Raw genomic sequence first — 14359 nt, forward strand, 5'->3', positions numbered from 1 at the left:
TTCAGCGATCCGCCTTGCGCGTGCGCGAAGGCGCGGCGATCGTCAGCTTTTCCGGATTGGTCCAGGTCTCGACGGTGTCGTCCGCTTCGATCTGCAACAGGCCGACGCGCCAGTGATAGACGCCGGGCGCGAGCCGGTGGAGCGTGAGCGAATCCTGCTCGAGCCCGACCCGGTCGACGATCGGCGGTGCGCCGGGGGTGTCGCCCAGCAACTGGAAGCGGTAGCGCCGCGCGCCGCTGCCCGAACCCCACCAGCGGAAGCGATAGCCATCGTCCGCCGTATCGACCGAGGCATGTAGCGAGGCGAGGCGCCGCTTGAAGCCATAGCTCTGCGCGAAGCCCTCGATGCCGCTCGACGTTATCGCCGAGATGCGGGCGAACTGGTTGCCATTGGGAATGTCGGCGAAGGAGAAATGGCCGTCCTCGGAGATTTGCTCGACATTGTTGTCGATGAAGCCGGCATCGCTGGCGATGACCAGCCGATAGCGCGCGGCGCCGGGTGTCGGCGCGGCGCGGAATTCGACGATGTCGTCGAGCTTCACGGCGCCAGGATCCTCGAGCGCAGGGGCGGGGAGCAGCGGTTCGGTGCGCACCGCGCCTTCCCCGTCACGGGCCGCGCCGATGCCGGGATCGAGCGCCAATTCGCGTCTTTGCCCATCGGCATCGGTGACGAGCACATGGCCGCTCAGCACTTCGGTGATCGCCGTTCCCGCGGCGAACGATACCCGGAACTCGGTGCCGCGCACCGCGGTCATGCTCACCGGCGTCTCGATCCGGTACCGGCCCGACGACCCCTCGAGCGGCTGGACCTTGGTCTCCAGCCGGCCATTGGTGACCTCGAGGCGATAGTCGATCGCGTTGGTGAGCAGGATGCGCCGGAGTTCGCGGACCCGGACACGGCTCTGCGAGGGCAGCACGATGCGCGACTGATCGGCGAGGATCAGCGTGGCGAAGCTGTTGGCCGCGGTGGAGATGAACATCCCCTCGCCGATGCTCGCGCCGATCACGGCGGAGGTTTCGCGCCCTTCGCTGGTGATCGCCACCCTGCCGCGATAGCTCGCCAGCCGGGCGGGCTCGATCCGGTAGCGCAGCCAGTTGCGGGGGATCCGGATCTGCCGTCCCGTCGGAAGGCGGCGCGGGTTCTGCACCCGGGCGAGCCTCAGCAGCGCCCGCCAGTCGCGCCCCTCGACCAGATAGTTGCGGCTCAGCTGGTCGGCCGTGTCGCCGCGCCGGATGACATAGGCGATTTCATTGGCACGCGGTGCGGGCCGGACGGCGGGTGGAGGCGTGTCGAGGATCATTGCATCTCCTCCGCGCCGAACTGCTCCATGCGATAGCCGAAGCCGGAAATCGCGACGATGCGGTAGCCGTTGGCGGGGGTCAGGTTGAGCTTGGCGCGGATACGCGAGACGTGCATGTCGAGCGTGCGGGTGGGGAGGTCGCCGGCGCTCTGCCAGATCTTCTCGAGCAGGTAGCTGCGCGACAGCGGCCGGTGCATGTTCTCGAAGAGAAGCAGGGCGAGCTTGAACTCCTTCGCACTGAGCGGGATGTCGGCATCCTCGAAGCGCACATGGCCCGTCAGCCGGTCGAAGCCGTATTTGCCGAAGATCGAGACGCGTTGCTGTGCTGCATCGGGCAGCGAACGGCGCAGCACCGCGCCGACGCGCGCGGCGATCACGATCGAACTCTCCGGCTTGATCACATAGTCGTCGGCACCGGTCTGCAGCGCTACGGCGATGTCGTCCTTGTCCGATCGGCTGGTCAGCATGATGATCGCAGTCGAATGCGCGCCCGCGCCGCGGATCGAGCGGAGCAGGTCGATGCCCAGGCTGTCGGGCAGGTTCCAGTCGAGCAGGATCAGGTCGAAGGTCTGGCGGCGCAGCGCGGCGAGCAGGGCGGCGCCGGTCCGGAACGGAGTGCAGGCATAACCGGCCGCGGTCAGCGCGGCGCTGACGAAGTCGATGATCTCTTCGTCATCGTCGACCACGGCGATGCGCATCGCGTCGCTATGGTCCGGGAAGCCCGCCTTAAGCGAGACCATCGCAGCAGAAACCGTTACGCAAGTACATCTCGTCCTTTGTCAGTGGGAGCGAGCACCTATTTCCGGACACTGGATATCGGTGTTGCGTGAGTTTTCTCCGTATCGCGCGGTATGGCGCGGGACCATTCCAAGCTGCTGCCAACTCGCCTCATGGTGGAGTGCTAGCAAAGCGCTGCCCAAGGGGACAGACATTGCCGGTGTAAACTGTTGTAACGCGCGTGCGCTGTTGAGCCTCTCCTGCCCGCCCGCTGCGGGAGCTGCTGCGGAATGCGATTGTAAACTGTTGTAACCGAAGCTGATTTGATCGGGCTTTGCCCGGGTTGATGGGATATTGGCGGATCGTCTCGGGACGCGTGGCTGGGGGGCGCGTGTTCGTGAAGGCGATATTCGCACCCCCTCCGGACAGCACACCCCATGTGCTCCGGGGACCCGGCCGGTCCGACTCCAACGGTAGTCGACCGTGCTGCCCCGCCGGGTCCCCCCGGCTCGGCGGGGCTAGGCTTTCGCGGCCCACCTGTCCGGTTTCGCTCTCGTCGTGACAAGTGGGCCGCCTTTTCCCGCCGGGCGCGCGGCCTATATCTCCTTGTAAAATCTTGTAAGATAGGCGCGCTTCGGATTGTCCGGGCCAGGACCGTGATCTACCTCCGAGATGCTGGAGGGGTGCAGGAATCCGAATGCCGGCGGGGCACGCGAACCCCGCTACAGGCTCAGCGACGGAAAATACATGACGCTTGATTTGCCCATCACGATTCTGGGCGGGCTGCTCGAAAATGGCGAGAAGACCCTGGCGGGGACCGCCCATGATCCGATGCCCGTCGTCAAACTACATTGTCCCGATACCGGGGGAATCTGGCTGCTGACGGAGCTCGACCCGAGGGATCCGGACCGGGCGTTCGGCCTGTGCGATCCGCTTCCCGGTGCCCCGCGGGTATGTACGGTCTCGCTGACCGAGCTCGCGAAGTTTCGCGGGCCGCTGGGCCTGGCGATCGAACGCGACCTGCTCTTCCAGGCGGACCGAACGCTGCGCGCCTATGCCGAGCAGGCGCTGGCGGCGGGGCGGATCATAGCCTGAGCCGGGGTGTCCGAACTGGACACGCATCACACGTAATCTTCGAACTCCCGGGCAATCCATTGCCAGGAAAGCGGGAATTATGTCTCGATGCGAAGATGGCAGGCCATCGTGTACGATATTCGAACTTCTCTATGGGAAGACGCCGACATAATCGCCGCGAGCGTGCTTAGCCTCCGATTGATCGGCTATCTACCGCAAGCCGGCGGAGGAGGCTAAACTGGGGGGCGCGTTGGTTCGGCGCCTAATGCGCGTGGCCAGAATCTAGTCCGCAGTCCGGCGGCCCAGTCGGCGGGTATCGAGCGGCCGTGCGCCCTGCACCTTGGAACTATGCTCTTTCATCCAGGTCTCGGCGAACAGGTCGCGCTTCGCGATATGGTCGCTCAAGTCCTTCGTAACCCGGGTGAAGGCGCCGATCAGCGTGCCGGGCTCGAGGAACGTGATGTCGTCGCCCAGCGTCTCGTTGAGCTCGCTCATCGCGATCATCAGAATCGTCATCAACTTATTGTCCGCGCAGCGCAGTGCGAATTCAGGGGACTTGAGTGCCAGCACTGCAATGATCGCGAATGGATCGCTGTTGGTGACTTCCGCGAACCGCACCAGCCGGTCGAAAGTGATGCGGCCGCGACCGGATTCAAAATGCTCATAGGAGCGGAGCGGCATGCCGAGCGCGCGGGCCACCTCGCTCGATCGCATGCGGCGATCCATGCGGATCGCCTTGAGCGCAGTCGAAAGCAGGCTGATATCGGCGCGCTCCTCAGTGCTCTTCATATGCCTCCGCTCTCCGTCTTCAATCGCGGTCGCGATTTCCGGAAGCCTAATTCTCGCACCCAATTGTTGCGTCGGGCTGTCGGCCAGTTCGCCCGGGAACAAGCGGGGTGGCATCAGGGAATGATACGCATTCTGCCAATATTTGTACGCTTTTCCATGCGGACGCGGCAACACTCCCGTAGAATTAGCGCACGCTGTGCCCATACAGGATCGGTTTTTGGTTCTTTGGCCGGAGCGGTGCAGCAGTTCTACCCATTTTGGAGGATATTGCTGGACGGGTTCTACTGCGAACCGATGCTGGCCAGATGCAGGAGAAGTGGGGGATCGAACGAGGCGGGCGGGGCGATCCGTATGAACGGGCCTATCGCGGACTGCGGCGCGATCTTGTCACCGGCGCAGTCCTGCCCGGCGACCAGATCGTCGTCATCGAGGCGGCGAAGCGGCTCGGCATCAGTCCGACGCCTGTGCGCGAGGCGCTCGCGCACCTGGCGGGCGAGCGCCTGATCGAGGACCGGCGCCGGCACGGCTATTTCGTGCCGCTGCCCTCCTGGTTCGACCTGGTCGAGCTCTATGATCTTTGCGAGCTGCATCTCGTCGCCGCGCTTCGCGAGGCTGGGCGCAGCGGTGCGTCGGCGCCGGTAGGCGCGACGGAGGTCGAGGCGACGAGCGTCCAGATGGATCCCCTGGGCGAAAAATTCGCAGCGGTGATGTGCTTGTCGCGAAACACCCGGCTCGTGCTTGCCGGTTGCAGTTTCATCGACTGCCTGGCCGCGGCGCGGCGCTTCCAGGTGGGGATCTATGGGGAGGACGAAGCGCTCGCCACTCTATCCGCATTGCTTAGCGCCGGAGACTGGCGACAGGCGGTCGCCGTCCTCTGCCGGATCCTGCGCCGGTGTCGTGGCCATGCCGAGCCGGTGGCGCGCGCGATGGCCGCTGCGCACCGCGCAAGAAATAGAGCCGATATAGTTTGAGAATAGAAAGGCAAGGGCATCTGCTGGGCCTGCCGCAATTCCGCGGCACGACAGTGGAGATCTATATGCAGACCAAGTCAGCACGGCTCGTCCACGTCGGGCAGGTGAGCAAGCTCACCAAGTCCGTCGTGCTCGTCCAGCCGAACGAGCCGGGCAGCATCCTGCTCGGCATTCCCACGCCGTAACGGCAGGTCTGGGGGCGACCGGTTCGGCCGCCCCCATTTTCCGGGTGCCGCCATGTATTATGGTCTCTCTCCCGACGTTTATCTCGCGGAGGTGGACGGCGATATCGTCCTGCTCGATGCGCGTGCCAATGCCTATTTCTGCCTGCCTCGCGTCCATACTCGCGGCGTGAAGGCGGCGCTGCTCGGGAACCACCGCTTTCGCCCGAGCGCCGACCTGCTGGATGAGCTTGAGGCAGCGGGGCTGTTCGGGCTGATCGACACGCCTCCTGATGCGCCGCCCGTCGAGAGCCGGGCGCGGCGCGACCTATTCCGGCTGCCCGGTGCGCGTGCCCGGCTTACACCTTGGCGGGCCTGGCTGCTTATTAGGGTTGCGGTGCGCACGCGCCTGCGCCTCGGTCTGTTTCGCCCGCGCCGCTGGCTCGCGGTGGTTGCGCGCCGCAACGCGCATGGTCGAGAGGACGATGGCGAGTGCCTCCTAGCGCTGGCGCGCCTGGCGCGCGACATCCAGCCATTTGCGCCGGCGATGTCGAGCTGCCTGCCGAGCTCCTTATTCCTGCTGGATCTGCTCCAGCGCCATGGTCTGCGGGCGCGATGGGTGTTTGGGGTGCGCACCTATCCGTTCGAAGCCCATTGCTGGGTCGAGCATGATGATATTGTCCTCAACGACAGCCTCGAGCATGTCCGCTGGTTCACACCCATTGTCGCCGTCTGACGCCTATTCGGCGCTCGGTTATCTAGGGCTTTGCTGGGATCCGGTAGCCGAATCAGCCTCTCTTCGCCGCATCCTCGCAGCGCTGGCCGTGGAAGCACCCAGGCTAAAGCTACAGCTGTCGCATCCCGGGCTGATGGTGTTCGGCGAAGCGGACGCGCCGCGCTGGTCGGTAGATGGCGACCGTGAAGGGACCTTGGCGCTGATCGGCACGGCCTTCGATACGGCCAGCCTCGGCGAAGCCGGTGCTGCGGGTGCGCAACCGGACGGCCTGGCGGGCATGACTGACCTCGGGTTGCTGCGCGCCGCCTGGGGCGGGTTCGTTGCCATTCGCCGCCGTGGCAGAGGCTCAGGTTGGACCTTTCTGCGCGAGCCTGGCGGGACGGCTCCGACGCTGATTGCCGAAGGCGCCGGGCTGGTTCTGCTCGCGCCCAGTCTGCCGCGCTGGTTGCGCGAGGCAGCCGGGATCGCGCCGCGGATCGATATGCCGATGCTGGCACGCGCGCTCTTCAACCCCTTGCTCCCCACCTGGCGGTCGCTTCTTCAAGGCGTGCACCAATTGCCGGCGGGCTGCGCGATCGATTGGGACGGCCATGGCATCGGCGCGGCGCGAACGCTCTGGCCGGGCCACGAAGTGCTCAGCGATCCCGTGCCTGAGGATCCGACCGCCCCGGCGCACTTGCGCAGCACAGTCATCGGCTGCGTACGCGCGCTGGCGGCGCGTCACCAACGCGTGACGCTGGAGCTTTCAGGCGGCCTCGATTCTGCGATAGTGCTCGGCGCGCTGGCGAGCGCGCCCGAGCCTATCGATATCAGCTGCGTCAACTTCGCGGTCGCGCATGCTGGCGGCGACGAGCGGTCCGAGGCGCGTGCCGTCGCCGATCGCTGGGGCGTTCGGATGATTGAAGTCGCCGCCGATGCCAGGGAGCTGCGCTTCGAGGATTTGCTTCTGGGTGAGCAGCCGGTCGAGCCGGTCCTGTTCGGGCTCGACCCGATTCTAGAGCGTGCCAGCGTCGGGGTCGCCCAGGCGTTCGATTCGCACTCGATCTTCACCGGCCAAGGCGGGGATGCGATCTTCTGTAATTTGCCGACGCCGCTGGTCGCGGTCGATCATGCACGCGCGATGGGCTGGCGCGCCTTTGGGTCGCGCGTCGCCTATGATGCAGCCATGCGCGCCCATTGCTCGATCTGGCGGGTGCATGCGCTGATGCTTGTCGATCGCTTCGCGCCCTTGCGCCCGCCGCCGCAGTCGCTGCCGGGCATGCAATTGGGCGCGCGCGCCGCTGCGCTGGCTGGGCCATTGTCGCGCCATCCCTGGTTGGCCGGCGATGCCGGCATGGCGCCGGCCCGCCGGATGCAGCTCGGCGCGATCGCCAATTGCCAGCATTTCCATAGCCCGACCTGGCGAAGCGGCGCCGCAGCACTCGTTCATCCGTTGCTTGCCCGGCCGATCGTCGAGGCCTGCCTCGCCATACCCACCTACCGCTTGGCCCAAGGCTCGGGCAATCGTGCGCTGGCGCGCCAGCTCTTCGCCGACTGGCTGCCGGAGTGCGTCCGCACCCGGCGCGACAAGGGCGACGCCACCAATTATTATCGCCGGGCGGTCGCCGAGAACGTCCCATTCCTGCGCGAGCTGCTGCTGGACGGCGTGCTGGTCGCGCATGGCCTGCTCGACGGCGCCGGAATCGACACGGCGCTCAGCGATGCGAGCCTGATCTGGAGCTACGAGTCCCGGCTGATCGTTGCCTATGCGAGCTTCGAAGCGTGGGCGCGCTATTGGGGCTTGGAGCGTTCCGGTGACAGCGGTGCTTTTCGGGTGAGATCCATTTAGCGCCGGGCAGTAAGGCCTGCCAAGGGGAGGATTTGGGCAGGGTCTTATGAAGCTGCCCGCGACCTTTGGAGCCTGCCTTCGAACAGGGAGCGTCCCATATTGGAGTCTTAGCCGGCGGCGTGCGCTCGCTGATTTTGTCGGTGTTCAGCTCCACATAAGCGAGGTTAGCGAACCGCCCAGGATGGCTGGCTGCCAGGCCCATGCAACATCTCGTACGTGCTGCATGGATGGCGCTTGCCCCGGTACCGGACAGGTCTCAGGGCAAACGACGAGATCCTGCCCGGCCTTCGCATAACGCCTTTCGCTCGACTCGGTTTCCTAAGTAGAACGCGGGGACAGTGGCGCACGCCGGGCCTTCTTACGAATGCGATAGGGCGTGTGTCTTGATTTGATATTGTCTCGGACATAATCTCCGAGAACGGCAGATTTCTGTCGTTTTCGCCGCTCGAGCTTTAGTCGATTGCTCGCTGGGGAGACCCAGCCTCCCCAACTCCTCCAAATGAGTTGTCGTCCCACTGGGACAGCGACAAACGCGCGATTCTCCTCCGAGATGCAATGTGGAACCGGCCGCACGGGCGGGTCGGCTGTATTGTCGGCCTGTTGGTGCTCATCAGGCTGCTTGCTGCTGCACTGTCTGGCGCCGGGCAACCAAAGAGAACAGGTCACGTGGGTCGTTAGGTTCGACGATCAGGTCGAGCCGGCGCAGGTCCTCGCGGCCCTCGATCAGTTCGTGGAGATAGGAAAGGGCGGAGAAGTCCTCGATCCCGAAGCCGACCGAGTCGAAGATGGTGATCTCGTCCGCCGTTCTGCGTCCTGCCGCTTCGCCGACGAAGACACGCCATAGCTCGGTTACCGGGAAGTCGGCCGGCATCTGCTGGATCTCGCCTTCTATCCGGGTCTGTTCGGGATATTCGACGAACACGGTGCCGCGCGACAGGATCGCCGGGGCGAGCTCGGTCTTGCCCGGGCAATCGCCTCCCACTGCGTTGATGTGGATGCCGGCGCCGATCATGTTGTCAGAGAGGATCGTGGCCTGCGCCTTGTCGGCGGTTACGGTGGTGACGACGTCGGCCCCCAGTACCGCCTCGGGTGCCGAAGCGGCCGCGACGATCTCGAAGCCCTGGTCGGCCAGGTTGACGCGGAACTTGGCGGTCGCCGCGGGATCGACGTCCCAGACCTGCAGGCGCTCGATCCCCAGCATCGCGCGGAAGCCGATCGCCTGGAACTCGGATTGGGCACCCAGCCCGATGATCGCCATCGTCCGGCTGTTCCGCCGGGCGAGATAGCGCGCCGCCAGTGCCGAGGTCGCCGCGGTGCGCAGCGCGGTCAGCAGCGTCATCTCGCTCAACAGCACGGGATAGCCGGTGTCGACATTGGCCAGCACGCCGAACGCCGCCACCGTCTGCAGGCCCAGCTTGGTGTTCTTCGGATGGCCGTTGACGTATTTGAAGCTGAAGCGTGCGCGGTCCGCCGCGGGCATCAACTCGATCACCCCGTCGGGCGAGTGGCTGGCATAGCGCGGCGCCTTGTCGAACTCTTCCCAGCGACGGAAATCGCTCTCGATCCGGTCGGCGATGCCGAGGATGAACGGCTCGACCCCAACCTGCTCGACCAGCCTGCAAAGATCTTCCACACCCATATAGATCGTCATGCCGCTGCCCTTCCTGTTCGCGTTCCGGGGAAATTAGCTCCGCATAGTGTCGAAAAAAATTGCCATAGTGCGCAGTTGATGGGTAAGCATTCGTCAAAATGACGGGTTGTGCTAGGCAATTTGCATGATTTTGCTCGACTCGCTCGATCGCCAGCTGATCTCGCTACTCCGGGCCGATGGCCGCGCCCCGGTCTCGCGGTTGGCCGAGGCACTCAAGGTATCGCGCGCCACCGTGCAGGCGCGGCTCGACCGGCTAATCGAATCGGGCGCGATCCTGGGCTTCACGGTGCGCGCCGAGGAGCGGGGGGCGGGCGAGGGCGTGCGCGCGATCACCCTGATCGAAGTCGCCGGCGCCTCGACCAGCGCCGTGATCCGTGCGCTACGCGGCCTGCCGGAGATCACCGCCCTCCATACCACCAACGGCGCCTGGGATCTGGTCGCCGAGGTCCATGCGGATTCGCTCGTCGATCTTGATCGCATCCTGCGCGAGATGCGCACGGTCGAGGGCGTGCTCAACAGCGAGACGAGCATCCTGCTGCGCTCGGTGCAGTAATCCATTTGACCGTCATCCCGGCTTTCGCCGGGATGACCGCTAGAAACTAATCCCGCCCGCGCAGCAACCCGATCGCCACCGCCGCGATAACCCCGCCCGAACCCATCACCAGCGACACCGTCAGCAGCCCATGGCCCCCGGCGAACAGCGCCCCCGCAAGCAGCGGCCCCAGGATCGACCCACCACGCCCGACACCGATGACGAAGCCCGTCCCGCTCGCGCGCAGCTCGGCCGGATAGGTCTTGGCTAGCAGCGGGTAGATGCCGACCACGCCGGCGTTGATGAAGAAAGCCGCAACCGCGACGCTCAGCGAGAGCAGGGTCAGGTCGCGGAAACCGAGCCCGAACACGCCGATCGCCGCCACGCCGACCAGCATCGCGCCACCGATCAGCGGCCGGAGCTGCAGCCGCTGCGTGGCCAGGCCGATCACCAGCGCGCCAAGCAGGTTGCCGACATTGGCCGCCACCAGCACGCGCCCGGCCTGCGCCGCGTCGAAGCCCATGTCGACGATGATCTTCGGCACCCATTTCTGGATGTAGTAGAAGAATGTGATCTGGGCGAAATAGGCGATCGTCAGCAGGATCGTGACCGCACGATAGTCGCGCGAGAACAAGGCGAGGATCGACGGCCGGGCACGCGCTGCATCGGCCGGCGGCAGCGCCGTGATCGGTGCGCGGCGCAGGCGGGCGAGGGCGCGGTTGATCGCGTCCAGCGCCCCCGCCGGCCGCCGCGCCAGCAGCGAGTCGATCGATTCCGGCAGCAGGAACCAGGCGAGCGGCAGCGCCACCAGCGTCATCGTCCCGCCGAACAGGAACACGCCGCGCCAGTCGCCGCTGCCCGCCAGCAGCGACGAGGCGACCAGTCCGCCCAGGATCGCTCCGGTCGAATAGCCGGCGATGTTGAGCACCGTGTTCAGCCCGCGCCGTCGGCTGTTCGAGAATTCCGCGACCATCGCGCTGGTCGCCGAGAGCATACCCCCGATGCCCAGCCCGGTGAACAGCCGGATCGCCGAGAGCATCTCCACGCCGCTCGCATGCGCCGCCGCGAACATGCCGATCGCCATCACGCAGAGGCAGGCAAGGATCGTCGGCCGCCGCCCGATCCGGTCGGCCAGGTTGCCGAGCAGCACCGATCCCGCGGCCATGCCGATCAGCTCCATCGACAGCACCACGCCGAGCGTCGCCTTGTCGACACCCCATTCCCTCGCGATCCCGGGCGCGGCGAAGCTGATCGCCAGCACGTCGAAGCCGTCGAGCGCGTTCAGCGCGATGCAGACCGCGACCACCGCGATCTGCGCCAGCCGCATCGGTTCAGCGGCGATCGCCGCGCGGGGATCGTGGGACATGGCATTCCTCTCGTTGGAAACCGCGCCCCTGCCTGCATGGGCGGGGCATCGGGGGTGTTGTCGGTGGGTACTGCTGTTCCCCTCCCTTGCAGGGAGAGGAGTAGGCTCAGCCCAGCATCCCCACCTGCCGCTGCAGCACCGCGGCCATCTCCGGCCGCCGCTCCAGGCAGCGCGACACCGGCCCGACCACCACGATGGACAGCCGCCGCCCGGTCACCGGCAGCGGCAGGGCGACGCCCGCCAGGTCCGGGGTGTATTCGGCATTGCTCTGGTGCCAGCCACGCGCCGCCGCCTCGGCCAGGTCGGCCTCGATCCGCTCGGGGCTCATCGGCGTGGTCGGCGAATAGCCGGTGAAATCCATCTTGCGGTACAGCGCCTGGCGCTCCTCGGCCGGCATCTGGGCAAGCAGTGCGCGCCCCGCCGAGCTGGCATGGATCGGTACCCGGTCGCCAACCTGCGCGAAGTAGCGCACCGCATGGCGCGATTCCTTCACCGCCACGAACATCGCGAAGATACCCGCCGGTGCCGAGATCGCGGTGGTCTCGCCGGTCTCCACCGCCACGTCCTGCACCAGCTTGAGCACCTGCGGCGGCAGTGGATCGGCCTGCGCCACCTGCTCGGCCTGCTCCAGCCAGCGCGGGCTGGGATAGTGCCCGCCGCGCCCCTGCGGCTCGTAGAGATAACCCCGCGCCGCCAGCGTGCCGAGCAGCTTGAACGTGCTCGATCGCGGCCAGCCGAGATCGTCCGCAATCTCCGCCGCCGTCGCCGGCCGTCGCCGCTCGGCGAAATATTCCAGCACCTGAAGCGCGTTCTCCGCCTGCCGTACCGTCATCGATGCTGTCCGTCACAAAATGGAAGGGGCCGCGATATGACGCCACTTGCTGCGCGGCAACTGCGGGGCCTTCCATCCTCCCCCTCCGGGGGAGGATCTTGGAGGGGCGCCCCAAAATCACCGCGCGGTAAACCCGCCATCCACCGGCAACGCCACGCCGGTCACAAAGCTCGCTTCGTCCGAAGCCAGCCACAGCGCCGCGTCCGCCACTTCGCCCGGCTTGACCAGCCGGCCCATCGGCACCGCGCCGATTACCTTGGCTTCGTTCGCCGCCGCCTCGGCCGGATCGCCACTGCGCCCGGTGAAGCCGATCTTCATCGGCGTGTCGGCCAAGCCCGGGCACACCACGTTGACGCGGATATTGTCGCCGGCCAGCGCCAGCGCGAGGCTCTTGCCGAGACCCACTACGCCCCATTTCGCCGCCGAATAGATCGGGCTCATCATCGAGCCGACCAGGCCCGAGATCGACGAGGTGAAGATGATCGAGCCGCCGCCGCGCGCGCGCATGTGCGGCGCGACCTGCCCAGCGCCGAGCGCTGCGGACGTGATGTTGAGGTCGATCGCCTTGCGATAGGCATCCATGTCGAGATCCTCGACCGAGGCGGGCCCGGGCATGCCGGCATGCGCCCACAGGATGTCGGCGCCGCCCAGTGCTTCCACGGCCTGGTCGATGCTGCCGCGTGCGCCCTCGGGGGTCGAGAGGTCCGCAACGATCGGCGTCACCTTGTCCGATCCGAACTCGGCGACCAGCGCGTTGAGCGCCTCCGAGCTGATGTCGATCGCGGCAACGCGCGCACCTTCGCGCACGAAGCGGCGGACGCCCTCGCGGCCCATGCCCGATGCGGCGGCGGTGACGATGGCGAGCTTGCCCTGCAAACGCATGACTTCAGTTCCTCAATTGGCGAAGGGATCGGCAAACTTGCCGGTGGTGGAAATGACGGTGGTCTTGGTCTCGAGATAGGAATCGAGCGCCTCGATCCCGTTCTCCCGGCCCCAGCCGCTCGACTTCACCCCGCCATAGGGGGTGGACCAGCGGATATAGCGATAGGTGTTGACCCAGACGATGCCCGCCTCGATCCGGTTGGCCACCCGGTGGGCGCGGCCGACATCGCCAGTCCACAGGCCGGCAGCCAGGCCATATTGCGTGCCATTGGCGATCGCGACCGCTTCTTCCTCGCCGTCGAACGGGATAATCGCGGCGACGGGCCCGAAGATCTCCTCCTGCGCGATCCGCATTTCCGGCGCTACCCCGGCAAACACGGTCGGCGCGACGAAATAGCCGTCCCCGTCCAGCCGCGCGCCGCCGGACACCAGCTCGGCACCCTCCTCCTTGCCGATCGCGACATAGGAGAGCGTCTTGTCGAGCTGCTGCTGGTGCGCTTGCGGGCCCATATGCGTCGCCTGGTCGAGCGGATTGCCCACCCGTACCCGCGCGGCATTACGGCGGAAGCCTTCGACGACCTGCTCATAGATCGGCCGCTCGACCAGGATGCGGCTGCCTAGCGCGCAGCTCTGGCCGCACAGCGCCCATGCCGATCCGGTCGCGGCGTTGAGCGCATTCTCCACGTCGCAGTCCGCGAACAGGATATGCGGCGCCTTGCCGCCCAGCTCGAACGAGAAGCGCTTGAGCGTGTCGGCCCCGGTCTTGAGGATCGTCTTGGCAGTCGCGCCTTCGCCGGTGAACGCGATCTTGTCCACGTCCGGGTGCGAAACGAGATGGGCGCCGGCGACCGGCCCGTCGCCTGGCACGACATTGACCACGCCCGGCGGGAAGCCGGCTTCTTCGAACAGCTTCGCTAGTGCCAGCGACGAGGCCGGAGTTTGCTCGGCAGGCTTGAGGACCAGCGTGCAGCCGGCGGCGAGGGCAGGGCCCAGCTTCCAGGCAGCGGCCATCAGCGGCACGTTCCACGGGGTGATCGTGCCGACAACGCCCACCGGAAGCCGGGTGGTGAAGGCATGGACGCTGTCGTCCATCGGGATCGTACGCCCCCCCAGCTTGTCGGCCAGCGAGGCGAACCAGTGATAATATTGGGAATGCAGCCCGATATCGCCGCGCGATTCCCGGATCGCCCGGCCATTGTCCTGTGATTCGATGCGGGCGAGCGCATCGACCTGCGTCGCGTAGAGGTCGGCGAACTTGCGGATCAGCGCCGCGCGCTCCCACGGCGCCATCTTGCGCCACGGTCCTTCAAAGGCTTCGCGCGCCGCCGCGACGGCCCGGTCGATATCCTTTTGGCCGCCATAGGCGACCTTGCCCCAGGGCTTGCCGGTGGCAGGATCCAGGCTGTTGCGAACGCCCCCGTCCAGGGGGTCGACCCATTCGCCGCCGATGAACAGGCGGTCGAAGCTATATTCCATGGCGACCTCTCAAGTTTCTAATGCTGGACTAAGTTGTCCACATA

Annotated in this window: 13 protein-coding genes; 5 read left to right on the forward strand and 8 right to left on the reverse strand. The window is 66.3% G+C overall.

The window, feature by feature from the left end:
• Nucleotide 1 precedes the first annotated feature (1 nt).
• Both GGR46_RS14205 and GGR46_RS14210 read right to left on the reverse strand, forming a co-directional pair.
• On the reverse strand, nt 2-1300 hold the full coding sequence (locus GGR46_RS14205; protein WP_183998587.1) for a FecR family protein: 1299 nt from the start codon (nt 1298-1300) through the stop codon (nt 2-4).
• Nucleotides 1297-2040: a response regulator transcription factor gene (locus tag GGR46_RS14210; protein ID WP_246426086.1), complete on the reverse strand. Its 744-nt coding sequence runs from the start codon at nt 2038-2040 to the stop codon at nt 1297-1299. The genes GGR46_RS14205 and GGR46_RS14210 overlap by 4 nt, the downstream gene beginning before the upstream one ends.
• 724 nt (nt 2041-2764) lie before the next feature.
• On the opposite strand from GGR46_RS14210, the gene GGR46_RS14215 reads away from it, so the two are divergent.
• Nucleotides 2765-3112, forward strand: a complete 348-nt coding sequence (locus tag GGR46_RS14215) for a DUF2958 domain-containing protein (RefSeq protein ID WP_183998588.1) — start codon at nt 2765-2767, stop codon at nt 3110-3112.
• Between the two features lie 261 nt (nt 3113-3373).
• On the opposite strand, the gene GGR46_RS14220 is transcribed toward GGR46_RS14215, so the two are convergent.
• On the reverse strand, nt 3374-3880 hold the full coding sequence (locus GGR46_RS14220) for a helix-turn-helix domain-containing protein (RefSeq protein ID WP_221262736.1): 507 nt from the start codon (nt 3878-3880) through the stop codon (nt 3374-3376).
• A gap of 305 nt (nt 3881-4185) precedes the next feature.
• Between GGR46_RS14220 and GGR46_RS14225 the strand changes: the two genes are divergently transcribed.
• The 3 genes from GGR46_RS14225 (at nt 4186) to GGR46_RS14235 (ending at nt 7576) form a co-directional block, all read left to right on the forward strand.
• Nucleotides 4186-4851, forward strand: coding sequence for a GntR family transcriptional regulator (locus GGR46_RS14225; protein ID WP_183998589.1), 666 nt, complete (start codon nt 4186-4188; stop codon nt 4849-4851).
• Nucleotides 4852-5088: 237 nt separating this feature from the next.
• On the forward strand, nt 5089-5748 hold the full coding sequence (locus GGR46_RS14230) for a lasso peptide biosynthesis B2 protein (RefSeq protein WP_183998590.1): 660 nt from the start codon (nt 5089-5091) through the stop codon (nt 5746-5748).
• A gap of 133 nt (nt 5749-5881) precedes the next feature.
• Nucleotides 5882-7576, forward strand: coding sequence for an asparagine synthase-related protein (locus GGR46_RS14235; RefSeq protein ID WP_221262737.1), 1695 nt, complete (start codon nt 5882-5884; stop codon nt 7574-7576).
• A gap of 610 nt (nt 7577-8186) precedes the next feature.
• Here GGR46_RS14235 and GGR46_RS14240 read toward each other — a convergent pair.
• The gene (locus GGR46_RS14240) at nt 8187-9227 is read right to left on the reverse strand and encodes an ornithine cyclodeaminase (protein ID WP_183998592.1); all 1041 of its coding nucleotides are present in this window, start codon (nt 9225-9227) and stop codon (nt 8187-8189) included.
• A gap of 124 nt (nt 9228-9351) precedes the next feature.
• On the opposite strand from GGR46_RS14240, the gene GGR46_RS14245 reads away from it, so the two are divergent.
• Nucleotides 9352-9780, forward strand: coding sequence for an Lrp/AsnC family transcriptional regulator (locus tag GGR46_RS14245; RefSeq protein ID WP_183998593.1), 429 nt, complete (start codon nt 9352-9354; stop codon nt 9778-9780).
• 46 nt (nt 9781-9826) lie between these two features.
• On the opposite strand, the gene GGR46_RS14250 is transcribed toward GGR46_RS14245, so the two are convergent.
• The 4 genes from GGR46_RS14250 to GGR46_RS14265 form a co-directional block, all read right to left on the reverse strand.
• Nucleotides 9827-11125: an MFS transporter gene (locus GGR46_RS14250; protein WP_183998594.1), complete on the reverse strand. Its 1299-nt coding sequence runs from the start codon at nt 11123-11125 to the stop codon at nt 9827-9829.
• A 106-nt stretch (nt 11126-11231) separates the two neighbouring features.
• Nucleotides 11232-11957 carry an IclR family transcriptional regulator gene (locus GGR46_RS14255; RefSeq protein ID WP_183998595.1) on the reverse strand — a complete coding sequence of 242 codons (726 nt, stop codon included), beginning with the start codon at nt 11955-11957 and terminating at the stop codon, nt 11232-11234.
• A gap of 117 nt (nt 11958-12074) precedes the next feature.
• Entirely contained in the window at nt 12075-12839 is a 765-nt protein-coding gene (locus GGR46_RS14260; RefSeq protein ID WP_183998596.1) for an SDR family NAD(P)-dependent oxidoreductase, read from the reverse strand.
• A 12-nt stretch (nt 12840-12851) separates the two neighbouring features.
• Nucleotides 12852-14315 carry an aldehyde dehydrogenase gene (locus GGR46_RS14265; protein WP_183998597.1) on the reverse strand — a complete coding sequence of 488 codons (1464 nt, stop codon included), beginning with the start codon at nt 14313-14315 and terminating at the stop codon, nt 12852-12854.
• Nucleotides 14316-14359 lie beyond the last annotated feature (44 nt).

This window comes from Sphingomonas kyeonggiensis (assembly GCF_014196745.1).
Classification (GTDB): domain Bacteria; phylum Pseudomonadota; class Alphaproteobacteria; order Sphingomonadales; family Sphingomonadaceae; genus Sphingomonas; species Sphingomonas kyeonggiensis.